A 23177-nucleotide genomic window follows, 5' to 3' on the forward strand; every position below is an offset into this window, starting at 1 on the left:
GCTATCATCTGTTTGGCGAAGGACTGTACTCATTCGCCGTCTCCGGCCATATGCCATTGGCGGCCGCTTTGCTGCGATTCACCAAACGGAGGCTTGCTTGTGCTACCGCTTGCTCACGATAAGCGTAGCCGATCGCGGCGGCAGCTTGACGGACAGACCGTTCTGCGTGCCTTGGACGTGCTGCTCGAATTTCAGACGCTGCCTGCCGTCGAAGCGGTACAGCTCGTGGCTGCCGGACAGGTCGCCGTTCGAGGCGATTTCCGCGACGCGTGGAGCGGCGTCTTTATTGAACAGCAGCGTATAGACGGTTCCGCCTGCGGCTTGCACGGTATAGGCGCCTACCGCGTCGAGGTTGGAACTGACCGTTTGCACCATGTCGCCTTCAATGCGGCTGCCTTTGCCATCGTAGTTCACGTACAGCTTGAATGCGTCCTCCAGCGGCGTGTTTGCCGGCAATCCGCCCCAGCGGGTCGCCACGTCGACGCCTTCGCGGGCGAACAGAGCGAGCGCTTCCGCCTGCGCCAGTCCGCTGCCGATCCCGCCGCCGTCGCCGAAGTTGTATTCGGTGATCGCGAGCCGCATTCCCGGCGCGTTTTGGTCGATCAGCTCTCTCATCCGCGGGATGAGCCGCACCGGCTCCTGAATCCACGAGGACGGGTCCTGGAATGTAGGATCGTACAGCGACTTGAGCGATTTCATTCTGCGTTTGTACGTCTCGGTCGATTCGTCGTTGGAGAAGGCGATGCCGCCCTCTGCCGGGTAATAGTGAATATCGAGCACGTCGACAAGGCGCTGGCCCGTCTTGCGCTCATAATCGCTGACCTGCTGCAAGTACCACTCGAGGAATGGCTTGTCGCCATGCGCCCTCATGTCGTCCCCCGGGTAGCAGCCGTCTTTGCCCGAGTAGAAATATTCGCACCAGCCCCATGACACCGGACCGAAGATTTGCGCTTGCGGGTCTTTGGCCTTGATCACTTTCGCGTAATCCTGCGTATACTTCCAAATCTCGTCGTAGGTCGTCATCTCCGGATGGACGTCCCAGTGCGCGTGACCCCATAGCGCAGGCTCGTTATCGAGCGCGTAATAGCGGACGGCGGAACCGAATCGGCTCTTCAGGTGATCGACCCAGCGGCCGATAAATTCCGGCCCGACCCGTTTGGACGTGTCTTCCGGATCGTTGCCGGTCACGTATTCGCCGCTCTTTAATTTGCCGTTCCCCGCGTCCTTGCGGCACCAAGCCTCGCCCCAATCGCATTCGTTGCCGGCTTGCGCGCCGTACTTCTCGATGGAGAAGCTCCAGGAGACGTCGCGGCTTTTCGGCGTCCAGCCGATCGTCGGCATCTGCAGCAGCACTTTCGTCTGATCGGCGATCGACTGCGCGATGAACCGGTCGGACAGCGAGCCGTTAGGCAGCTGCGACGGATCGGGCGTGCCGTTCGTCAAGTTGAGGAAGTACCAGTCGCCGCCGCGGTTGGTGACGTCCAGCTCCCAGTTGTAGCGGGTCATTTGATTGCCGCCCCAGCGCTTGATCGGAAATTTCATCTGCGATGCGTTCTCGGCTGGCATTTCCTCGAAATTCACGCCGAATATTTCCTGGCTGACCGCACGGCGGGCGCTGTTCATATCGACCTGCACGGCCACCTTCGGCAGCTCGGGCTCAGGCAGCGGCACCGGATTCGTATTGCGCAGCAGCGCAATATCGTCGATGAAGATTTCACCCTGATCCTGCTCACCCCAAGCCTGCAAGCCGACGCCGTCGAACGTTTCGCTGCTGATGCCGATATCGGCGAGCTTTACCGTCACCTGCGTCCATGCGCCGGCCGGCAGTCCTTCCGCAGGTAGGAGCGGGGCAAGGTCGTAATCTCCGACAACGCTGCGGTCGCTTAGCAGCAGCAGCTTGAGCTTCTGCTTGCCGCTTGTGCCGCCATGCAGCCACAGCTGCACGCCGTATAACTCGGACAGCTCGTAAGGCCGGTTGTTATTGTGCAGCCAGATGCCTTCGTAGCCCCGGGCCCGGAACGAGATCGATTGCTTTCCTTGATGGGCCTGCTTCGTGCTGTGCATATCGCGCGTGCCCCAGCTCCAGTCGGAGAACTCGGCAGCGGGCCCTTCGTCATAGACGCGGACAGGCGTTACGCCGGTGACCTGGACATAGGCCGATACGTGCTTGCCGCCGAGTTCGGCAGTAACTTTGGCGATGCCTTGCTGCTGGGCCGTCACGACGCCGCGCTCGACCGTCGCAATGCCCGGATCGCTGGTGGTCCACTTGGCTTCCGCCTGCACCGCTTTGGAGGTGCTGTCGGAATAATTGGCCGTCAGCTCCAGTGCGCCTTTATCGCCGGGGAGCAAAATCGACTCGTACTTGTCGAGCAGCAGCTCCAGCAAGGTCGGAGGCGCGATATATTTCTCCAGCAGGTGCACGTCGTCGATATAGACGGGCGGCTGCGAGCCGGCGGTCGCCCCGCGGATCAGGATGCCGTCGAAGATGCCGCCGGGCAAATTCAGCTCCGGCAGAGAGACATAGGCTCTAGCCCATGCGCCCGCCGGGATAGCCCCTCCGTACGTAATGTCGGACACGCTGACGGTTGCGACGGACACGCCCCCGGAATTGAAGCTCAGATTCAACTGCTGCCCGCCCTGCGCGCCGCCGTGAATCCAGAACTCGAGCCGGTCGTGATCCTTGACCAGCACCGCGCCGTCGCCTTTGTATAAGTACAGCCCGCCTTCTCCGCTCGGGTCCATCTGAATGGCTTTCGCCCCGGTATGAACCGTTCCGCCATGGGCCACATCATGCTGCGCCCAGCTGTAATCCTGGAACGGGGACTGCAGCTTGTCGTCATAGACGACGATGCCTTTCACTTCGGGAAGCGGCTCCTGTCCGGGCGGCTGCTGTGGGCCCGGGTCGGCGGAACGCACTGTGACGCTGACTGTATCCGAGAAGCCCTGGTAGGTCGCGCTCACCACGGAGGCGCCCGCGCCGACGGCGCGCAGCGCCCCGCCCGGTTCCACGGTCACAGCTTGCGGGTTACTCGAGCTCCACTGCGCATAAGCGTTGACGCCGCGCAGGTCGCCGTCGCTGTACCGCGCCTCCGCTTGAAGCGAGGAGCTGTCGCCTTGGTTCATCGTGACCGACTCCGGCATCACCGACAGGCTCGACACTCGAACCTGCTGGTCCTTGATCAGTGAGATATCGTCAAAATAAATGGCGGGCTGCTCCGTACCGCTGCTATCCTGCAGCAAAATGCCGTCGAACATGCCGTAGGGCAGATTCAGCGCGGTTAAGTTCAGTGTCGCCTTTTGCCAGCTGCTGGCCGCCGGTTTGCCTTGCGGCAGCATTTGATTCAGCGACATCTCGGCCACCTGCTGCCCACCGGCGTTCAGCACGAGGCGCAGCTGCTGTCCCCCTTCGGAGCCTCCATGCACCCAGAACTCGAGCATGCCGTAGTCCGAGACCTGCACGACGCGGTCCTTGTACAAGTACAAGCCGCCGTGGTTGCTCGGATTCATCTGAATCGCGTACGGCCCGCTGTGCGTAATTTTCGTTTGGCGCGTATTGACCGCCGCCCAGCTGTAATCCTGGAATCCGTTGCGCAGCTGATCGTCGTACACCACCAGCTTGGCGCTAGAATCCTCCGCCCGCGCCTTTGCTGCGAAGCCGGATGGGAACACACTCGTGCAGGCTAGCAGAGCGGATAAAGCAAATGCCGCTGCGCTTCGTAACGATGCGCGAACGGCGCGTTGGCTCCATGCCATAGTAAACTCACACCCCCGATAAGTATCCAAAAAATGAAAACCGAATGACATTACTCATCATCGGGCTTTTGGGGGGGAGATCGACAGTTCCGTAAGTCTTAATTCGGGAGGTGACGGCGTCATCATTTGTCGATGACCAGTCATGGTTTGCGTCGAAGGATGTGTTTGGAGCGGGAAGCGGAGGGCTGGGCAATATCAGGCCGTCCGCACGATGTGTTTTTCTGCTTGGCGAGGCGACCGTCCGCATTCTGCGTCTGGAGGGGCGCGGAGCTGTTCGAACTATCGGTTGGGCTGCAAGAGAGCAGGCGGGGGCAGCGCAGGTTCCTGGATCGGCTATTCCCCCAGCATGCCGCGCAGCGTCATGACCGCGATGGTCCGGTCGTTCGTGCCGATTTTGTTATAGATCGCGCTGACGTAGTTTTTGGCCGTGCCTTCGCTCATGAATAACCGTTCGGCGATTTCCTTATTGCTGGCTCCTTCCAGCATAAGCTGGGCTACGCGCGTCTCTTTGTCGGTCAGATGGGCGCTGGCCGACTTGCGGAGCACCTTGTCCAGCGGATGCCTTCCCGTCGTGGCGGCGGCCAGCCGGGAGACAAGCTTGACGGCGATCGCGGAGGGCAGAATAAACTGCCCTGCCAGCGCATCGCGGATCGATTGCGTCAGCTTATCGCCGGACATGTCCTTCAGCAGGAAGCCGGTGGCGCCTGAAGCAAACGCGTCGATGATGTATTCTTCCTCGGCGAAGGTCGTCAGGATCAGCACCTGGACGTCGGGATAAAGCTCCTTGATCCGCTTCGTACAAGCAATGCCGCTCATGCCGGGCATCTGGATATCCATCAGCACAATATGCGGCCGCAGCCGTTCCGTCATTTCGAGCGCTTCGTCGCCCGTTCGGGCCGACCCGACGACTTCGATATCGTGTTCGAGATTCAGGATCGTTTCCAGTCCGTCCCGCATTAACGTATGGTCGTCCGCCATCAGCACTTTGATCATCGTATCCACTCCGGTTCATGTGTCGACTTTGTGTATAGTATAACGTGAAAAATCGCGTTTCCACAACGATTCGCAGAACTTCATGACCGATCATGGAGCTGGGTCGTGACAAGTCATAATAGGTGCAGGAAATGGCATCTCACCGTTCTATAAAAGGATGCAGCCCGTATCGCGGCACCGGCGCGGATCAACGCCTCCTCGCGCCGATCAGCGCGAACGACAGGCCGGCTCCGACGCACAGGATGGCCGCCGTCAGGATGAGCGACCGCTGCATCCCGTCCATGAACGTCGGGCCGGCGCCGACCATGGAGCCGAACAGGGCGACGCCGATCGTGGCGCCAAGCTGCCGGATGGAATTCAACGCCCCGGATGCCGCTCCGGTCTGATCCTTCGGCACCGCAGCGATGACCGCGGCGATTAAGGACGGAATCGCGCAGGATACGCCGAATCCGACCAGTAGAAGCCCGGCGAACGTAAGCGCATAGCTCGAATCCGGCGAAGTCCACGCCTGCAGCAGCACGCCGAGCGCGCTTAGGGCAAATCCGACGGTCATCGGCAGCTTCGGCCCGATACGGGCGACGATTCGTCCGGTTACGAGCGGATTGAAGGCGAGCGGAACCGTCAACGGCAGCAATGCCAGACCGGCGATATGGGCGGGCCATGCCCGGACCTGCTGCAAATATAATGGAAGCACGAACAAGATGCCCGACAGCCCGATGTTAATCGCCATGCCGGCGAGCATCCCGGCGGAAATGGTTGCGCTCCTGAACATCTTCAGCGGCAGCAGCGGCGACCTTCCTCTGGCTTGTGCGAGAAGGAAGATGGCGGCGCAGAGCAGCGCTATACCGAATGCGGAGATAATGACCGGCGAGTGCCAGCCGTAGGAATCGCCTTCCATCAGCGCGAACGATAACGAAGCGATCGCGGCAAATGCCGTCACCTGACCGATCGGGTCCAGGCGTTGCTGCGGCTTGCGTTCCGGCTCGCGCGCGAGCCGCGAAGTCAAGGCCCAGCTGATGACGGCGAGCGGCACCTGGAGCAGGAAAATGCTGCGCCAGCCGAGCGTATCGACGAGCGCGCCGCCGACCACCGGCCCCGCGGCCATCGCTGCGCCGGTCACCGCCGCCCATACGCCGAGCGCCCGGGCGCGCGCCGCCGGTTCGGGATACGCGTGGGCGATCAGGGCGAGGGAGGAGGGCAGCAAGGCTGCACCTCCGACGCCGAGAGCGGCGCGCATGGCGATGAGCATGCCGAGTGATGAGGCGGCCGCGGTCAGGGCCGAAGCGGCCAGAAAGACGAAGAGGCCGGCGATATAGATGCGGCGGGCTCCCAGCTTGTCGGACAAGGCGCCCATCGACAGCAGCAGTCCGGCGAATACAATCGTATAGGCGTTGACGACCCACTGCAGACCGTCCATTCCGCCGCCCAGATCGGCGCGGATGGACGGCAGCGCGACACCCACGACCGTCGTGTCGAGCAAGACCATGAAGTAGCCGAGCGATAGTCCGAGCAGCAGAAACGCTCTGGAGCGTCCGGCTGCCGAGTATGCTGCCAGAGGCAGCTGTTTTTCCAATGACGATGTCCCCTTTCCGTAATACGGTTGATTCGTTTCTTGAAGCGCCGACCCGCTTACGGAAAGTGTATAATGGTTCGTATACGGATATAAGATGACGGTTTATCCTGGGAGTCGTTCTCCTACGAACGCGGAACGCGGAATGGGGGATGCGGATTAGGAGACGAGAACGCAGGAACAGGAAACGGGGCATGAGCTATGGAATCATCACGTCAGCAGAGACTTCAAGAGCTGGCGCAGTTTTTGCGGACGCGGCGCGCTCGTATCGCGCCCGAGCAGGCGGGACTGCCCGGCGGCGGACGGCGGCGCACGCCCGGGCTGCGGCGCGGGGAAGTCGCTCTGCTCGCAGGCGTCAGCGTCGATTGGTATACTTGGCTGGAGCAGGCGCGGGACATTCAGGTGTCCCCGCAAGTGCTGGAAAGCGTCGCGCGTGCGCTTCAACTGGACATGAACGAGCGCAAGCATTTGTTTTTGCTTGCGCTGCAGCAGCTCCCGGCCGATCCGGCTCCAACCGGAAGCGGCATTGCGCCGACGCTGCAGCGTTTCCTCGATCTGCAGGGGACCAGTCCCGCATACGTGACTGACGAACGGCTCCATATCGTCGCATGGAACGAGGCGGCAAACAAAATATACGGCGACTATGAGACGTTGTCGCCGCGCGAGCGCAATTCGGTGTGGCGGACGTTCACCTCGCCGGCTGTCCGACTGCTGCTGCGCGAGCATTGGGAGGCGCATGCGAGGCATCGGCTGGCGCACTTTCGCGCCGCTTACGGGAAGTTCGCCGGCGATCCCTGGTGGATGGGCTTCATTGCGGAATTGAGCGAGGCGAGCGCGGAATTCAGGGCGTGGTGGCCGCAGCATGATGTGCTGAGCGGCCCCGAAGGGAAGAAGATCAACGATCACCCGGCCGTTGGGCGGCTCGTATTTGACCAAATTTCATTTCTGGTATCGGATGCCCCGCATTTGACGGTGACGGTCAATGTGCCGTCGAACGACGATACGGCGGCCAAGGTCAGAGCGCTTTTGGCCGAATAAGCGGCGGCGGGTGCTCCGAAATGTTCACATGAGATGGAAACCGATCTGCACACAAAGGACCTCGCTTTCACGGACAGGTGAAGGGAGATCCTTTGTTGATACAATGGGGCTGTAAGCAGGCGGGATTCATCGCTTCGGAAGCAGCGTGGATCAGGCGTCGAAGATAGCTCTATTCCGCGGTGCTGCCGAACCGTTTGGCCGACCGCAGCCGTGCGCGCTCCGCTTCCGTTTCGCGATTGCGCGGCTCGGCGTTCGTAACCAGAGAGTCCATCAGCTTGCGGGCTGCCGCGGCCACTTCTTCCACGGCGCGGTTGAATGCTTCCTCATTCGCCTTCGAAGGCTTCGTAAAGCCGGAGAGCTTTCGGACAAATTGAATGGAAGCATCCTCGACCTCTTGATCGCTAGCGGGCGGTTCGAAGTTGAACAATGTTTTAATATTTCGGCACATAACGGTCTCCTTTCGAAGCGTTCTTAATATATATATTCATCTTACTATAGATGAAATCCGCCGCGCCAGCCGAAACAGATGAAGTCAGATACGCTGGACGCGCTGTGTACGGCGCTGGAATGTACGCCGAATGATTTATGGGTTCATACCCGGCCAGACGAAATGAGAGGTGCGTAAACCCATGACGGTAAGACCTATTTTGCCTTTTGGCGATGCCGTGCTGCGCAAGCAAGCGAAGCCGGCCGACCCGGTTTCGCCGAAAACGCATAAAATTCTCGATGACCTGGCGGAGACGTTGTATGACCAGGACGGGCGGGCAGGGCTGGCCGCGCCGCAAATCGGCCTGCTCCGGCGGCTGATCGTCATGGATTGCGGAGACGGGCTGATCGAGCTGATTAATCCGGAGATCCTCGATAGGAGCGGGACGCAGAGCGGTCCGGAGGCTTGCTTATCGTTTCCCGGATATTACGGAACGGTGACCCGGTCGAATGTTGTTCGCATCAAGACGTTCAACCGGCAAGGAGAAGAATGGATCATGGAAGGCGAGGGCTATCTTGCCCGCTGCATGCAGCATGAGATCGATCACTTGAACGGGGTGCTGTTCGTCGATCATGTGAAGGAGCCTTGGCTGTATCATGAGCAAACGAACCATCGCATCGGCCTGCTGGACGTCATCCGCCTCAGCAAGCCAGAGTAATGGCGGCTGTGCCGTGATGTGACGGACGCTTTCATGGAAGCTTTCGGAGGAAGCGTTCGAAGTAAGCTGCAACTAGGGGAGAAGCGGGTAAGGGATACGGTGACAAACCGGGTTCCGAAGGTTGAGGTCGGCCGATATGTTATTGGCCGGCCTTTTCGTGTGCGGCGTGCCGCTGATTGCGTTTCGAAGAGGGCATTCTTGGACAAAAACGGCACTCTATCGCGGGAAAGCGCCTTCATCCATATCTCTCTCAGGGGAGTTTATGGAATTCGGATAAATGTAATGAAAATGTATGAAAACTGTGCTACGATAGGGAAATTGAAAATTCAACGGACGATGATAAGAATAGAAAGGTGACATCATGAGTACCACAACAGCGAAGAAAGGAGCGGCAGGTATCGAAGCCGAAGGCTTTGGCTTGTTTACGCTCACTTGGCCTATTTTTTTGGAATTATTTTTATTTATGCTGATGGGCACCGCCGACACGCTTATGCTCAGCTCGGTGTCGGACGAAGCGGTGTCGGCGGTCGGCGTGGCGAATCAATATGTGTTCATTGCGATTCTCGTTCTCGAAGTGATCGGCAACGGCGCTTCGATTGTCATCGCCCAATATATCGGCGCGCGCAAACGAATCGAAGCGGCGCGCATCTCTGCGATTGCCATTACGCTGAACCTGCTGATCGGCGTAACGCTAAGCGCCCTGTTCATTGCCCTCGGCAAACCGCTGCTGCGGGCGGTTAACTTGCAGGGAGACGTGCTCGGCTATGCCCAGTCGTATTTGATCATTGTCGGCGGCGGCTTGTTCTTGCAGGCGCTGATCAATACGCTCTCCAGCATCATTCGGACGTACGGTTATACAAGACAATCGATGCTTGTTTCCCTCGGGATGAACGTCGTTCATATCATCGGCAATTATTTGCTCATCTTCGGGCATATGGGATTTCCGGAAATGGGCGTCGCCGGCGCGGCCGTATCGACGATCGTCAGCCGCGGCATCGCGCTGCTCGTGTTTTTCTGGCTGTTTTACCGGCTGATGGAAGTTCGTATCGCCATCGCGGACTACTTCCGCATGTCGCGCGAATATATACGCAAAATATTAAAGATCGGCATCCCATCTGCCTTCGAGCAGGTCACGTACCACAGCTGTCAATCGGTGTTCCTGTATTTCGTGACGTTCCTCGGCGTGGAGGCGCTCGCTTCCAGGCAGTATGCCATGAACATCTCGATGTATATTTATTTGTTCAGCTCGGCCGTCGGCATCGGGACGGCCATCATCACCGGACGGCTGATCGGCGCGGGGCGAAGGGAAGAAGCCTATAGCCGCGTATGGACAAGCCTCAAGTGGGGGCTGGGCATCACCGTCTTAATCGATGCGGCGGCTATCGCGTTCCGCGAGCCTTTGATCGGGTTGTTCACGCAGGACCAGACGATTATCCGGCTGGCGTCGCAGGTTATCGTGATCAGCCTTATTTTGGAGACGGGGCGAACGTTCAACCTGATATTGATCAACTCGCTGCGGGCAGCCGGCGACGCGAATTTCACCGTGTATATGGGCCTGCTCTCCATGGTGGGCATGAGCCTGCCGCTCGGATATTTCCTGGCGTTCCGGCTCGAACTGGGGCTGGCGGGCATTTGGCTGGCGATTGCGGCCGACGAATGGCTGCGCGGCGTCATCATGTTCTTCCGCTGGCGAAGCCGGGCATGGGAGAAAAAGGCGCTCGTCGATCTGGCGGGGCAAGGTGCGCTCGCCGTTTCCGGCACATGACCTTGGGCACCATACAACAAGGGGAACGAACGTGCCGTCCGGCTGTGCTAGTCATGATATAATGATGCTATGTTCGATATAACGATTCGGAGGGTGCCATGACGAACAACGGTTTTGCCGTCCAAGACCCGAACGGCAGCAACAAAAAGGCGATCGCAGCCGTCATCGTCTTTCTCCTCGTCGCGATAGCCGGCCTCACCTACGTGAAATGGCTGCCTTATTATCACAAAGCGTTCGATGCGGCGGTAAAGCACTCCATCGGCGCGTCCATCGTGTCCGGCAAAAATCCGGAAGCGCCCGGCCCATCGTGGAATGCGGCATGGGAGTATGCCAAGGCGTACTATAACTCTGTCTGGAAAGCCGCGGTGCTCGGCATTCTGCTCGGCTCGCTCGTGCAGGTGCTGCTCCCGGGGCAGTGGCTGCTGCGGGTGCTCGGCAAGACGACGTTCAAAAGCACGGCGCTCGGCGGTCTGGCTTCGCTTCCCGGCATGATGTGCACGTGCTGCGCAGCACCGCTTGCGGTCGGGCTGCGCAAGAAGAACGTTTCCGTCGGCGCCAGCCTCGCGTTCTGGCTCGGAAACCCGACGCTCAACCCGGCGACGCTGATCTTCATGACCTTCGTGCTGTCTTGGAAGTTTACACTGCTGCGGGTTTTGTTCGGGCTGATTCTTACCTTTGGCGTGAGCTACTTCGCCAACCGGTTTGCCGGCTCCGTGCAGCAGCTCCCGCCGGAAATCGACGCATACCGGAAGGAAATAAGCGCGGAACAGCAGAAGCCGCTGCTGCACCGCTGGCTGCGAAGCATATGGACGATGATTCTGCACATCGTTCCCGCCTATGTGATCGCCGTCCTCGTGCTCGGCGCAGCCCGTGCGTGGCTGTTCCCGGCGATGAGCGAGGAGATGGCCGGCAGCCTGATCGCTATCGTCGGCTTCGCGATCGCCGGAATGCTGTTCGTGATCCCGACGGCCGGCGAAATTCCGATCATCCAGACGATGATGTCATTCGGTCTGGGCGCAGGACCGGCCGCCGCCTTGCTGATCACGCTGCCGCCGGTCAGCCTCCCGTCCTTGATGATGATTTCCAAGTCGTTTCCGCCGAAAGTCATCGGGTTTGTCGCCTCGTCCGTCGTGGTGCTGGGTATCCTATGCGGAGTAATCGGCGCGTGGATTTTGTAATTCGATCATACACGTGGTTCAAACAATGAAGATCATTCTCATAAGCCCTGCGTCAGAGCAGGGCTTATATTTGTAAACCGGTACTGTGCAGCGGCTATGAAAATGAGCGCAAATATTTCTTGACAATATTCTGCATATGTTTTTATAATGCCTAGTATTGAAGTCGGTATTATATTATATATTTGGGGGGCACATACTTCATGACTAGAACAACCCGTAGAAAAAGCTGGAGCGGGGTTGTAGGTTTGCTCATGGTGGTTATATTGCTGGCAATGACGGCCTGCGGGACCAAACAAGAGGCATCGAACGCAGGAGGAACCTCCGGCGCGCAGACAAAGAAGAACTTTGTCGTCGGTTATTTGAATGTAATGGACGATGCACAGGCGATGCTCGCCTATGAAGCAAAGCTATACGATAAGCACGGCTTGAACGTAACGATGCAAAAATTCAACAGCGGCACGGACCTGATCAAGGCGATGGTCGGCGGCCAAGTGGATGCAGGCGTGCTTGGGTTCACCAACGCGGTGTCGTGGGCAGCCAAGGGAGCTGGACTTAAGGTGGTCGGCGGCGCGCAGATGGGCTTCCACAGCATTCTCGTCAAAGACGGCAGCTCCATTAAGAAAGTGGAAGATCTGAAAGGCAAGAAGCTCGCTTCCCAAGGTCAAGGCAGCACGGCGGACATCGTCCTTACCGGCGTAACGCTCAAGAATGCGAACCTGACCAAGCAGGACGTGCAGATGGTATATGTTGAGCCTGCACAAGCGATTCAGTCTTTGGCCGCCGGCGCGGTCGACGCGGCGTTCGTATTCGAGCCATACGATAGTATCGCTACCAAGACGATGGGAGCCAAGCAAATTTATGAGATCGGCAAAGTGTGGCCTTTCCCTTGCATGGTCACGATTACGACGGACAAAAACTTGAAAGAAAATCGCGCGGCTGTCGATCAATTGCTAGACGCGCAAAAAGAAGCGATCGAAATGCTGCAGAAGGATTCCAAGAAGTCCGCCGAGCTGCTTGTAAGCAAATTCGCGGACAAAGAGACGATGACTTCGCATCATGGCGGCGAAATCAAATCGGTCGACGTGATTAAGCAAGCGATCGAAACGCAAGTGTTCGATTGGAAAATTACTCCGGATCAAGTAAAACGTATGCAGGAAATTGCCGACATCATGAAGAGTCAGGGCATACTGGAAAAGAGTGTGAAAGTGGAAGATATTCTTGATCTGAGCTGGGAGCAAAAGCAAAAGAAATAGGCAACCGGCAGGTTTAATGAAGATATTATATTCAAGTTAGGAGAATTTTCGGTGAGTCAATCGTCCGCTTCCGCATCGCAAGCGAAACCGAAACTAAAATCGAAATCAGGCTCCTCTTGGCGGAAAGTGCTTCCCTACGTGCTTGCGGTGGGAAGCCTTCTTGCTATTTGGCAGATCGTTGCGTTTTTCCTGCCTTCGTATTTGCTTCCCGATGTGCCTGATGTGTTCAAACGCTTGCTGCGCAGTACGTCCACACCCGAATTTACGGACGGCGTTAAGAGCAGTTTATTCCGGCTGTTGTGGGGATACCCGCTTGCTTGTCTTTTTGGGGCGCTGCTTGGTTTAATCGGTGGCGTTTCCCGCGCATTCGCGGTTTATTTGCGCAGTTTGATCTCTATCCTGCAATCCATTCCGCCGATCACGTGGGTGCCGTTTTTCGCTATTTTGCTCGGGTTCGGCAATGCGACCATTATCACGGTTATCGTGATCGCCAGCTTTTTCCCGATGGCCTTGTCTGTGCTTAATGCGACGGAGGGTGTGAACAAGACGCATCTCGAGCTGGCGCGCGTGCTTGGCGCGAGCAAAGGGCAGCTGCTCACGAAGGTGTTCGCGCCGGAATCGCTGCCGGCCTTCGTAACGGGGGCGCAGGTTGCCTTCGGCAACGCATGGCGTTCGCTGATTTCCGCAGAGATGGTGGGCGGCGCGTCGATTGGTCTTGGCTATTATTCGCGCTGGCGCGGCGAAGTGGCGGACATGGAAGGCGTGTTGATGAGCATTCTGGTCATTGGCACGATCGCTGCTGTGCTGGATCTTGTGCTGCTGGAGTGGCTGAAGCGAAGATTGCTCCGTTACCGCTACGTGAAGACCGGGGGGAATGAATAGCGATGCAGACGATTCATATCGACAACGTCTCCAAGCGATTCGGTTCCTTGGAAGTGTTGAAGCAGACCGATTTTCGGATTGAGCAGGGAGAGTTTGCGGCTATCGTCGGTCCGTCTGGCTGCGGAAAAAGCACCGTGCTGCGCATGATCGCCGGTTTGGAAACGCCATCGGAGGGCGAGGTTACCGCGAGCGGTAAACCGATCCAGGAACCGGATCCTAGCCGCGTGCTCATTTTTCAGGAGCATGCCCTGTACCCTTGGAGAACGGTGGAGCAGAACGTCAGCTTTGGCCTGGAGCTCGCCGGAATGTCCAAGAGAGAACGTAAACAGAAGACGGACATGATGCTGGAGAAAGTCGGTCTCGGGGGCTTCCAGTCGTACTATCCGCATCAGCTGTCCGGAGGAATGAGGCAGCGCGCATCCATTGCCCGCGCGCTTGTCATGGATCCCGAAGTGCTGCTGCTGGACGAGCCGTTCGGCGCACTGGATGCGATCACCAAGATTACGATGCAAAACGAGCTGCTCCGCTTATGGGAAGGTACGGGAAAAACGGTGCTGCTCATCACGCATGATATCGACGAAGCGATTTATTTGGCGGATACGATCTATGTGATGAGCCCGAGGCCGGGCCAAATCGTAGAGACGATCCGCACCGCGATTCCGCGTCCGCGCAATCGCAACGGCGCTGAATTTGCCGAGATGCGGGAACGGATCATGCAGCATCTGGATTTGACGAAGCATTAGAAGAACGGTTCTGACATGATGGAAGCAGGCGCGCGCGCCTGCTTTTTCTTTTATCCGCGCATCGGTTATGATGGTAATAGCAAAAACGACCGACGAAGAAGGTCAACTTGGAAGGAAGGATGGAACGGGAACGATGAAGCAGAAGGTTTTGCTGGGGGGCGCGCTGGTGCTCGGCATTTGCGCAGGTATCTTCATTTACGAGCAGCGGACGCCAGCCGGAGAGCAGGGGGCCGGGAACGTCGTCGCGGAGAAGAAAGCGCCGGTTCGCCGGGAAATGGCCGAATTCCGCATGACCGACTTTGACCGCGGCTGGATTCGGTACGCGGACGGCGGAACGATGGTTACGGAGGACGGAGGGGTTACATGGCGGGAAGGAGCGGCAGCCGAATCGGAGGAAGCGCCGGCCGAGCCTGCGGCCTGGAGCGGAGCGGCGCCGCAGGACAAGAAGCCGGATAGCGTTATGTTTCAATCCAAGGAATATGCGGTGAAGCAATCCCAGTTCATGACCGATCGGCTCGGCTGGGTGCTGCTGCCCCATAGCGCCGAGCTGCAGCATTCCGTGCTTGTGACGACCGATGGCGGTAATACCTGGTACAACGAAGTCACACCGAGTATCCGTGCCTCTATTCAGGAGGAGAAGCAGCGGCAGCAGCAGATGAAAGACGAAGCTGCGCGCTATGCGTCTGAAGGCAGCGCGAAGCTGGCGATCGACTCGCCATGGACGCTGCTGCCCGATACGGTGTCGCCGGGAGATGTCGTGCTTGTGCGGCATAGCGAGCCGGGCGAAGTATCGTGGCAGGGGAAGACCTACCCCCTTGAGCCGTCGGGCGCCGGTTATTTCACGTATATCCCGGTGTCGATGCAGGTCAAGCCCGGCACGTATCCGATCGGCGATCAGACGTTGACGGTGAAGGCCAAAAAGTTCGAGACGCAATATTTGCAGGTAACCAAGCAAATGGAAGCGATGAAGCAGGACACGCAGCGCATACAGGCGGATCAGAAGAAAATTGACGCCGCACGGAGCAAATCGGCTCCCGAGTTTTTATTTTCAGAGGCATTTGTCCAGCCGATCGAAGGCATTCTGACGACGCCGTACGGCTATACCCGCTACGTGAACGGCAAGCTGGACAGCACCCATACTGCGATCGATCTTGCGGCCAAGCAGGGGACGCCGATCAAGGCGACGAACGACGGCGTGGTCGCGCTGGCAGACAGCTTGTACTTGACCGGCAATTCGATCTATATCGATCATGGCATGGGCTTGTTTTCGCAATATGCGCATTTGTCGGAGCTGCATGTCAAGACGGGGGATCAGGTGAAGAAGGGGGACATTATCGGGCTTGTCGGTACGACCGGATTCTCGACGGGACCGCATCTGCATTTCACCTTCTGGGCGCATAACACGCCCGTGAACCCGAACTTGTTCTTCAATACGACGCCGTTTCATTGGCTGCGCAAAGAGGCATAACACAGCAGACGGGAGGAGATTCGAGATGATTCAGGTTTATCCGGCAAGCTCGCGTGTATCGATCGATCTCGGATGGTTGAAGGGGGCACGTAGCTTCTCGTTCGGGGAGCCGTTCGATCCCGAGAACACAAGCTTTGGCGTCATGCGGGTGTGCAACGATGATGAAGTGGCTCCCGGGCGCGGCTTCGGCCCGCATCCGCACAGCGACATGGAGATCGTGTCCGTCGTGCTCGGCGGACAGATTAAGCACGAGGATAATTTGGGCAACACAGAGGTCACGTCGTACGGCCAAGTGCAGCGGATGTCGGCGGGTACCGGCGTCATTCATGCCGAGTACAACGCTTCCGATACGGAAGCGCTTCGCCTGCTGCAGCTATGGTTCATGCCCCGCGAACGCGGACTGCCGCCATCGTACGAAACGGCCGATTACGATCCGGCGCAGCTGATTAATGCGCTGCTGCCTGTCGTTACGCCGAATGGGGAGGGCCGTACGGCGATCATTCATCAGGACATGACCCTCTACTTGAGCAGGACGGAGCAGGGGAAGTCCATCTCGTTCCGGCAGGAAGCGGGCAGGCGCATCTTCCTGTTCGTCATCGAAGGGCAGGTCGTATTAAACGAAGCCGAAACGCTGGCAGCAAGAGATACGGCGCGCATTGCCGATACGCCGGAGCTGGCGATTCGGGCGTCCGAAGACTCGTTTTTCATGCTGATCGACTTGCCGTAAAGGAGGCGCCGAAATGAAGGAAACGCTGCTTATCAAGCATGCGGTCGGAGGCAGAACGTTCATCGATACGGGGAAGCAGCCCGTGGAGTACCGCGTAGAGAGCGACGGTACATCATTTCAGTTTACGGTGAAGGCACCGCCGGACCGTACGATGGAAGAGCTGCTGGAATGGAAACAGGAGCTGAACGTATTCCTGTTCCGGGAATTTGACGACCGGCCGACGGCCAAAATATGGTTTTATGTCAAAGACGATTCCGTCCACTACGATCCGGAACGAGAACTGTTGATCATCGAAGCGCAGTCCAGCATCGAATACGTGCCCGACTTGTTCGGAGGCATGTAGCTTTTCCGCCAGCATGTGTGCTCCGACCCTCGATGGTCGGTACAATCGAACAAGCGCTGGACGCCGTGTATTGGCGCTGGCGCCTATTCAAAAGAACAACGTCCCGCGGCACTCCTTCGAGTGAGCGGGACGTTGTTCTTTGCTGCGATGCGTTGTATTCAGATCTTTGCGTTAGGCCGACGGGTGAACCGGCGCTGCTTTGCCGCTTGCAGAGGAGCCGGCTTTCAGATGCTCGGGATATCCGTAGCTTCCGTGCTCGCTCAAGTCCAAACCAATCGTTTCTTCTTCTTCCGTAACGCGTAAGCCAATGACCGCTTTGATGATAGATAATATGACATATGAGACAACGAAGGCGAATGCGCCGCAGACGACGACACCCATCGCTTGAACACCCAATTGCTCCAATCCTCCGCCGTACAGAAGACCCGGTTTGCCGACGCCCACTTTCTCGACCAGCTCCGGCGTGGCGAACAGACCGTTGGACAATGTCCCCCACACGCCTGCCGTGCCGTGAGCGGATAACGCATAGATCGGATCGTCGATGCGAAGCTTCTCGAAGAAGCGCATGCTGGCGAATACGACAACTCCGGCGACCAGACCGATGACGATAGCCGCCCAGGAATCAACGAAGGCGCAGGAAGCTGTGATGGCGACCAGACCGGCGAGCGCGCCGTTCAGCATGACCGAAATATCCGCTTTACCGTTGACGGCCCAAGCGATCAGCAGTGCTGCGACCGCGCCGGCTGCAGCGCCGAGCTGCGTGTTGATGGCAACGAAACCGAAGAAGCTGCCGTCGCCGACTGTAATCGTGCTGCTTGCGTTGAAACCGAACCAGCCTACCCACAGCAGCATAACGCCGAGCGTCGTGAAGACTTGGTTATGTCCCGGAATTTCGTTAGGCGTACCGTTCTTGTTGTATTTGCCAAGACGCGGCTTGAGCAATATCGTTGCCGCAAGGGCCGCCATCGCACCTGTCAAATGCACGACTGTCGAGCCCGCAAAGTCTTGTTTGCCGTGCTCCGCCAGCCAGCCGCCGCCCCATACCCAGTGCGCGATGATCGGATACACGATAATCGAGAAGAAGATCGCGAAGATCAAGTACGCGGACAGCTTCGCTCTTTCGGCGAAGCCGCCGAACGCGACCGCCATCGAGATGGCCGCGAAAGCGAGCTGGAAGATGAACATGACTGTCGGAGCGACCGGACTACCTTCAGGAACGTTCTTCATGTCAAATCCGAAGTAATCGCCCCAACCGATCAGTGAATTGCCTTGTGAACCGAAAATCAATGCGTAGCCGACAGCCCAGAACACAAGAGAAACAATGCCGAGCGTAAAAATGGTTTTACCGGCGATATGTCCCGCATTTTTCATACGGGTAGAACCGGCCTCCAGTAAGACGAACCCGCTTTGCATGAAAATGACCAAGATAGCTCCCAGCATTACCCAAATCGCATTCAATCCTAATTCCATGTCGCTCAACCTCACTTTTGATAGTAGATATAATTACACTTAGTGCTGATTACCTACGTCTTTCCCCCTGACTCTCACATTTTTCTTTGATGTTATTTCTCATGTACACATTTTATGACACAAACCATGGTTACGTCAATATATCTAACACATTTTTCTTAACATTGGGTTTAAATTCTTTTTGTAATGTTCGTTTTCCGAGTGCCGCACTGCATTAATCGAGAAAAACATGACATTAACATGACATTAATTCGGGGCGGAATGGGGCTCCATGACTATCTTAAATTGTTTAAAGGATCGAACATAGTTTGATAACATGTATTCACTACAATAAAGGCAGTGCCGAGATTGCTGAATTCCATCTATATATTCCGAATGGAGGTACACGCAGGCTGTGACGACGTTGACGCAAACCGGTTCGTTTTCACTTCATGACTTTTTCAAAATTCCCGATCTCGATATTTACGAGCAAATGGTCTGCATCGTACTTAGCACGGTGACGGGCGAGAAGTCCGGGATCGTATCGGTTGCCGATATTGCGGCTTACGGCCGGATGTCCGGCCGGCAGGCGATCGGCGCGCTGCAAGGGCTCGTGGAGAAAAAGGTTTTAACGTCCAAGGCATTCCGCGAAATCGTCGGAGATTTCGGCGACGACCGCTTGTCCTGGACGGCGAAAGGGCTGCTCGTTTATTTGAAGCGGCATCCCCGCGTAACGATGGAGGAGCTCGCTGAGCTATCGGGTCAATCGGGCGATGAAGAGCAGGCGCTGCTGGATGCGCTTCGGGCGCTCAAGCAGTTCGGCTACCTGGATGAATGGACCGGCGGCGGAGGCTCGCTGCCGGTTGAGGAGATTGATGAGTAATGATATCTACCGTAAATATGACGTGGATTGTAGTTTTATTTTTTTGCCGATTCGGTGTTACCGGACATAACTTGGTATGAGGAGGAATGACGAATGCCGCTTCATTTATTCGTAGGCAACGATAACGGAAACAGCGAGCATGATATCGTAATCGACGGGAAACTGATCCGCCAGCCTAACGTCAACTGCATGGTGGACAAGCTGCCTTGGAGCGACGAGCAAGCTCCGGAGAGCTTCATCAAGCATTTACAGAACCAGCTGATCGTTACGATCGATTCTCCTGCCGTACGTCCCGGTATGTATTACATCGGCAAGTTCGCGCTCGACAGCGGCGAGCTGGTGGACGCCATCCAGGTCGGGATCGACCAGAAATGCGATGTCGATTTGCCGGTGGTCAATACGCTGGCGCAAATTGCTGCGGCAGGGGTGCAGAAATCATACGAAGATGACAAGCGGATTCCCGAGCAGCTCGAAGTGGAGATCGACATGGCAACGGCCCTTCCGGTGACGCAGCATTCTGACGAGTCGTCATTGAAATTTGAACAAAAGTTTATGGAAGGGCTCCATCATGTCACGGTTCACTTGGGCAAGCAGCGGGTGTCGGTTCGCATGACGTTTCGCTTCGCAAAGGCGATTCCGGAAGCGACGCCGGTTGCGTTCGCGCTGCAAAAGGACGCGGAGGGCCGCTGGCGGGAAGGGGATATCTTCGCCGAATTTGTCGCCGCCTACGGGCTGCCCGCGCAGTTTAACGGCAGCTACTTCAAGGACAAGCGGATCTTGCATACGGACATCGGCGACGGGTCGACGGAATATCCGATCACGGAGGGCAACAAGTTTTTGCGCCAGTTCGTGCACGGCAGCCATCACGGGGCCGGGCATGCGATCGAGGAGGCGCTGGACGCGTTCAACAAGCTGATTTATTTGCCCGACAGCCCCCGCCAGTTTTTCAGCGACGTCATCAAAAATCCGCAGCATAAATACCACGCCAAGGCGCTGCGTACGCTCGCCCGGCCGCTTGAGGGGCAAGCCCGTCATATTGCGCACAATATTCGCAAGCAGCTGACCAAGGCGCGCAATGAAATCGATGTGATCTGTGTATACGGCGGGGGCAGCATCCTGATGCGGTCCATCTTGTATCCGATGCTCAAAGAATTATGCGACGAACGCGAAATCAGGCTGCTCTACATACCATCGCAGTATGCGGTCACGATGAACGCCGAGGGGCTCGATCATTTTGTGCGCGGCAAAATATACGAAACGCTAAAAACGAAAGCGCAGCAGACCGGGTAACCGCGGGTGCAGGTGACATTCGTGAAAAAGCGCAAACAACCCGGCGAAAACATCAGCCTGAAAACGAAAAAATCGGAATCCCCCGCAGTGATGGAGTGGATCAACAGCCAGACGAACTTGATGGATTCGATCCGCTACTTGATCGAGAACGAGGTGCGCGCCCATGGCGTGCGCAATTTGCAGCGGTACGTTCCGGCGGACCGGACGGCCGTTTCGCCGGCGGAATTCGCCTATGGAGAAGCCGCGGCGGCCCATGTGAGGGAGGCGGCGAGGACGCCGGATGACGAGATTGACGATGACGATATCAAGACGTGGATGTAGCTGCCGGGCAAAGGTCGGGAAAACGCCGGCAGCGGCGTAAGGAAGCGGGGAAACCCGCTTTTTTTGTTTCATTTTTCCTTCTTCTGTTCTATTATTAAGGTAAGAGATGTGGGTCAAAAGTCACAATGAGAGGAATGGTCATTTGAAATGAGATACCGCGGTCTGGTAGGGCCCCTTGCTGCAATGATCATACCGTATCTTTTGTTCATGTACGTCAAAAGCAGCCCAAATCTCGACGTGCTGCTCAACGTGCCGACGGGGCATTTTTACGTCGTCAGCTCGGTAGCCATTCTAGCGGCCGTCATCGCGGTTGCCGTCGGCATTGCGGGCACCCGGCTAAGGAACATTAAGGTATTGTTCCTTTCGTTATCCTTTCTGTCCTTGGCGTCCGCGTTTGCGGTTCATGGCTTGTCGACGCCCAATTTCTTGCTGCATGCCACGCATTTGCCGGGCGTTACCGCGCCGCTTAGCGTTATTCTGGCGACGTTCTGGCTCGGCCTGTCCTCTCTGCCTACCGACCATCCGGCCGTCGCTGCCATATCGAAATACGAGAAGCTGCTCTTGCCTGTGTGGGCGGGCCTCGCGCTTGTATTGGGAACTACGGCTATGTTTTATCCCGGCCTTGTCAGCTTCGTCGCGCTGAGCTCCCGCCAGCTGAGCCTGGTTGTTTGCGCGGCAGTCACGCTGGTCAACGTCTTTGTTATATTCCGCTATTACCGTTCGTATTTGTACTCCCGCTTTCCTCTGCAGCTGTCGATTGTCTACAGCGCAGGCTGGCTGATCGTCTCGCAATGGATCATGACGCTCGGGGAGATGTGGCGCATCAGCTGGTGGATGTACCACTTTTTATTGCTCGCTTCCGTGATCGGCATGCTCGTCGGGCTGATCCGGCAATATGCGGAGAGCGCTTCGCTGGTCGGAGCTGTCCGTGCGCTATATACGACCGATCCCGTAGAGCGGATCACGAGCTGCCTGTCGCCAAGCATCAAAGCGCTGATGGTCGCGACGGAGAAGAAGGATTTATACACGGCGGGCCATAACTTTCGAGTTACTTTGTATGCGCTTCAATTAGCGGAAGAGCTGCGGCTCGGTCCCGACCAGCTCCGCGCGGTGGCGCAGGGAACGATTATCCATGATGTCGGGAAAATTAACATTCCTGACGACATTCTCAATAAACCCGGAAGACTGACTCCGGAGGAGCGAACCGTCATTGAACAGCATCCCGTGAAAGGGTATGAGATGGCCCGCAGCCTTGGCTTCATGAAAGAAGAGCTGGGCATCATCCGCTGGCACCATGAACGATGGGACGGCGGCGGATACCCGGACCGGCTGCGCGGCGCACAGATCCCGCTCATGGCCCGCATCGTCGCCGTCGCCGACGTATATGATGCGCTCACGTCCAACCGCTCCTATCGCAGGGCGATGACGCATGCCGAAGCGATCGCGTTTCTGATCGACAACAAGGGGAGTCACTTTGACCCCGTGGTTGTAGAGGCGTGGGTGCAGCTGTGCGGCCGGAACCCGTCGCTTTATCCGTATCCGTCGCATTTGACAAGCGAACAGACGACGCAGTTCGTTTTGGCCCCTGTAGCGAAGGCGGGCGGGTGAGTTTGTCTCGCGGGAAACGATGCCTTTTCGATACATAGGGCGCTGTTGGCTATAGTTATGAAGGAACTCCAATCAGGAGTTTTTCTTTTTTACAGGGAGTCGAGCGGGGCTTCCAAAATAAGGATTGACAAAACGGGGAAGCAAACTTACGATAGGTATAAAGATGAAAATATGTTAGTAATATAATAAAAGTAAGTAAAATGGAGGTTGTGGCCATGTCCTACACGAAATGGGCGGTAGATCCGACACACAGCAGCATCGATTTTACGATTCGGCATATGATGATTGCGAAAGTGAAAGGCACATTCCATGCGTTCGAAGCGCAGATCGAAGCCGACCCCGCCGACTTGACGACGGCGAGCATCGATTTCAGCGTCGATATCGCGAGTATCGACACGCGCAATCAGGATCGTGACGCGCATCTGCGCAGCGGCGATTTCTTCGACGCGGAGAAGTATCCGAAGATGACCTTCCGGTCAGCGAGCATCGTCAATACCGGGGACGGGACGTATGACGTATCCGGCGAATTTACGCTGCATGGCGTGACCCGGACGGAAACGTTCGCGGTGACGTACGAGGGATCGGGGACGGACCCGTGGGGCAACGAGAAGGCTGGCTTTAGCGCGCAAGGGGTCATTAAACGGAGCGACTACGGGCTGACCTACAACGCGGCGCTGGAAACGGGCGGCGTGCTGATCGGAGACGAAGTGAAGGTATCGGTTGAGATTGAAGCGGCGAAGCAAGCTTAATGCGGTATGAGCCGGCACC

The 23177-nt window shown here is 57.2% G+C and carries 20 protein-coding genes and 1 pseudogene; 16 read left to right on the plus strand and 5 right to left on the minus strand.

The window, feature by feature from the left end:
• Positions 1-102 precede the first annotated feature (102 nt).
• From KXG62_RS23275 to KXG62_RS23285, 3 genes are all read right to left on the minus strand, one after another.
• A complete protein-coding gene (locus KXG62_RS23275; RefSeq protein ID WP_218094416.1) occupies positions 103-3753 on the minus strand; it encodes a glycoside hydrolase family 44 protein in 3651 nt (1216 codons plus the stop codon).
• Between the two features lie 333 nt (positions 3754-4086).
• Positions 4087-4746, minus strand: a complete 660-nt coding sequence (locus KXG62_RS23280; RefSeq protein WP_218094417.1) for a response regulator transcription factor — start codon at positions 4744-4746, stop codon at positions 4087-4089.
• 187 nt (positions 4747-4933) lie between these two features.
• Positions 4934-6319 carry an MFS transporter gene (locus KXG62_RS23285; protein WP_246627605.1) on the minus strand — a complete coding sequence of 462 codons (1386 nt, stop codon included), beginning with the start codon at positions 6317-6319 and terminating at the stop codon, positions 4934-4936.
• 198 nt (positions 6320-6517) lie between these two features.
• Here KXG62_RS23285 and KXG62_RS23290 point away from each other — a divergent pair, with 198 nt between their 5' ends.
• Positions 6518-7354: a helix-turn-helix transcriptional regulator gene (locus KXG62_RS23290; RefSeq protein ID WP_218094418.1), complete on the plus strand. Its 837-nt coding sequence runs from the start codon at positions 6518-6520 to the stop codon at positions 7352-7354.
• A 169-nt stretch (positions 7355-7523) separates the two neighbouring features.
• Here the strand turns inward: KXG62_RS23290 and KXG62_RS23295 are convergent, their stop codons facing one another.
• Positions 7524-7802, minus strand: coding sequence for a DUF2277 domain-containing protein (locus KXG62_RS23295; protein WP_218094419.1), 279 nt, complete (start codon positions 7800-7802; stop codon positions 7524-7526).
• Between the two features lie 66 nt (positions 7803-7868).
• Here KXG62_RS23295 and KXG62_RS23300 point away from each other — a divergent pair.
• From KXG62_RS23300 to KXG62_RS23345, 10 genes and pseudogenes are all read left to right on the plus strand, one after another.
• Positions 7869-7979, plus strand: a pseudogene (locus KXG62_RS23300) (helix-turn-helix domain-containing protein); the annotation flags it as partial.
• 4 nt (positions 7980-7983) lie between these two features.
• Positions 7984-8499: a peptide deformylase gene (def, locus tag KXG62_RS23305; RefSeq protein WP_218094420.1), complete on the plus strand. Its 516-nt coding sequence runs from the start codon at positions 7984-7986 to the stop codon at positions 8497-8499.
• 361 nt (positions 8500-8860) lie between these two features.
• The gene (locus KXG62_RS23310) at positions 8861-10264 is read left to right on the plus strand and encodes an MATE family efflux transporter (RefSeq protein WP_218094421.1); all 1404 of its coding nucleotides are present in this window, start codon (positions 8861-8863) and stop codon (positions 10262-10264) included.
• 98 nt (positions 10265-10362) lie between these two features.
• On the plus strand, positions 10363-11442 hold the full coding sequence (locus KXG62_RS23315; RefSeq protein WP_218094422.1) for a permease: 1080 nt from the start codon (positions 10363-10365) through the stop codon (positions 11440-11442).
• Positions 11443-11642: 200 nt separating this feature from the next.
• On the plus strand, positions 11643-12695 hold the full coding sequence (locus tag KXG62_RS23320; protein ID WP_218094423.1) for an ABC transporter substrate-binding protein: 1053 nt from the start codon (positions 11643-11645) through the stop codon (positions 12693-12695).
• Between the two features lie 51 nt (positions 12696-12746).
• Entirely contained in the window at positions 12747-13577 is an 831-nt protein-coding gene (locus KXG62_RS23325; RefSeq protein ID WP_218094424.1) for an ABC transporter permease, read from the plus strand.
• Positions 13578-13579: 2 nt separating this feature from the next.
• The gene (locus tag KXG62_RS23330; RefSeq protein ID WP_218094425.1) at positions 13580-14320 is read left to right on the plus strand and encodes an ABC transporter ATP-binding protein; all 741 of its coding nucleotides are present in this window, start codon (positions 13580-13582) and stop codon (positions 14318-14320) included.
• Between the two features lie 133 nt (positions 14321-14453).
• Positions 14454-15788, plus strand: a complete 1335-nt coding sequence (locus tag KXG62_RS23335) for a M23 family metallopeptidase (protein ID WP_218094426.1) — start codon at positions 14454-14456, stop codon at positions 15786-15788.
• A 25-nt stretch (positions 15789-15813) separates the two neighbouring features.
• Positions 15814-16515 carry a pirin family protein gene (locus KXG62_RS23340; RefSeq protein ID WP_218094427.1) on the plus strand — a complete coding sequence of 234 codons (702 nt, stop codon included), beginning with the start codon at positions 15814-15816 and terminating at the stop codon, positions 16513-16515.
• A 13-nt stretch (positions 16516-16528) separates the two neighbouring features.
• The gene (locus KXG62_RS23345; protein ID WP_218094428.1) at positions 16529-16858 is read left to right on the plus strand and encodes a hypothetical protein; all 330 of its coding nucleotides are present in this window, start codon (positions 16529-16531) and stop codon (positions 16856-16858) included.
• A gap of 171 nt (positions 16859-17029) precedes the next feature.
• On the opposite strand, the gene KXG62_RS23350 is transcribed toward KXG62_RS23345, so the two are convergent.
• Positions 17030-18328 (minus strand): ammonium transporter, encoded by a 1299-nt coding sequence (locus KXG62_RS23350; protein ID WP_218094429.1) that lies wholly within the window; start codon positions 18326-18328, stop codon positions 17030-17032.
• A 394-nt stretch (positions 18329-18722) separates the two neighbouring features.
• On the opposite strand from KXG62_RS23350, the gene KXG62_RS23355 reads away from it, so the two are divergent.
• From KXG62_RS23355 to KXG62_RS23375, 5 genes are all read left to right on the plus strand, one after another.
• Positions 18723-19190: a hypothetical protein gene (locus KXG62_RS23355; RefSeq protein WP_218094430.1), complete on the plus strand. Its 468-nt coding sequence runs from the start codon at positions 18723-18725 to the stop codon at positions 19188-19190.
• Between the two features lie 93 nt (positions 19191-19283).
• On the plus strand, positions 19284-20480 hold the full coding sequence (locus KXG62_RS23360) for a ParM/StbA family protein (RefSeq protein WP_218094431.1): 1197 nt from the start codon (positions 19284-19286) through the stop codon (positions 20478-20480).
• Positions 20481-20501: 21 nt separating this feature from the next.
• Positions 20502-20801 carry a hypothetical protein gene (locus tag KXG62_RS23365; protein WP_218094432.1) on the plus strand — a complete coding sequence of 100 codons (300 nt, stop codon included), beginning with the start codon at positions 20502-20504 and terminating at the stop codon, positions 20799-20801.
• A gap of 183 nt (positions 20802-20984) precedes the next feature.
• Complete coding sequence (locus KXG62_RS23370; RefSeq protein WP_246627606.1) at positions 20985-22409, plus strand: HD-GYP domain-containing protein; 1425 nt, start codon at positions 20985-20987, stop codon at positions 22407-22409.
• A gap of 215 nt (positions 22410-22624) precedes the next feature.
• Positions 22625-23158 carry a YceI family protein gene (locus tag KXG62_RS23375; RefSeq protein WP_218094434.1) on the plus strand — a complete coding sequence of 178 codons (534 nt, stop codon included), beginning with the start codon at positions 22625-22627 and terminating at the stop codon, positions 23156-23158.
• Positions 23159-23177: the final 19 nt, after the last annotated feature.

This window comes from Paenibacillus solanacearum (genome assembly GCF_910593845.1).
GTDB lineage: Bacteria > Bacillota > Bacilli > Paenibacillales > NBRC-103111 > Paenibacillus_G > Paenibacillus_G solanacearum.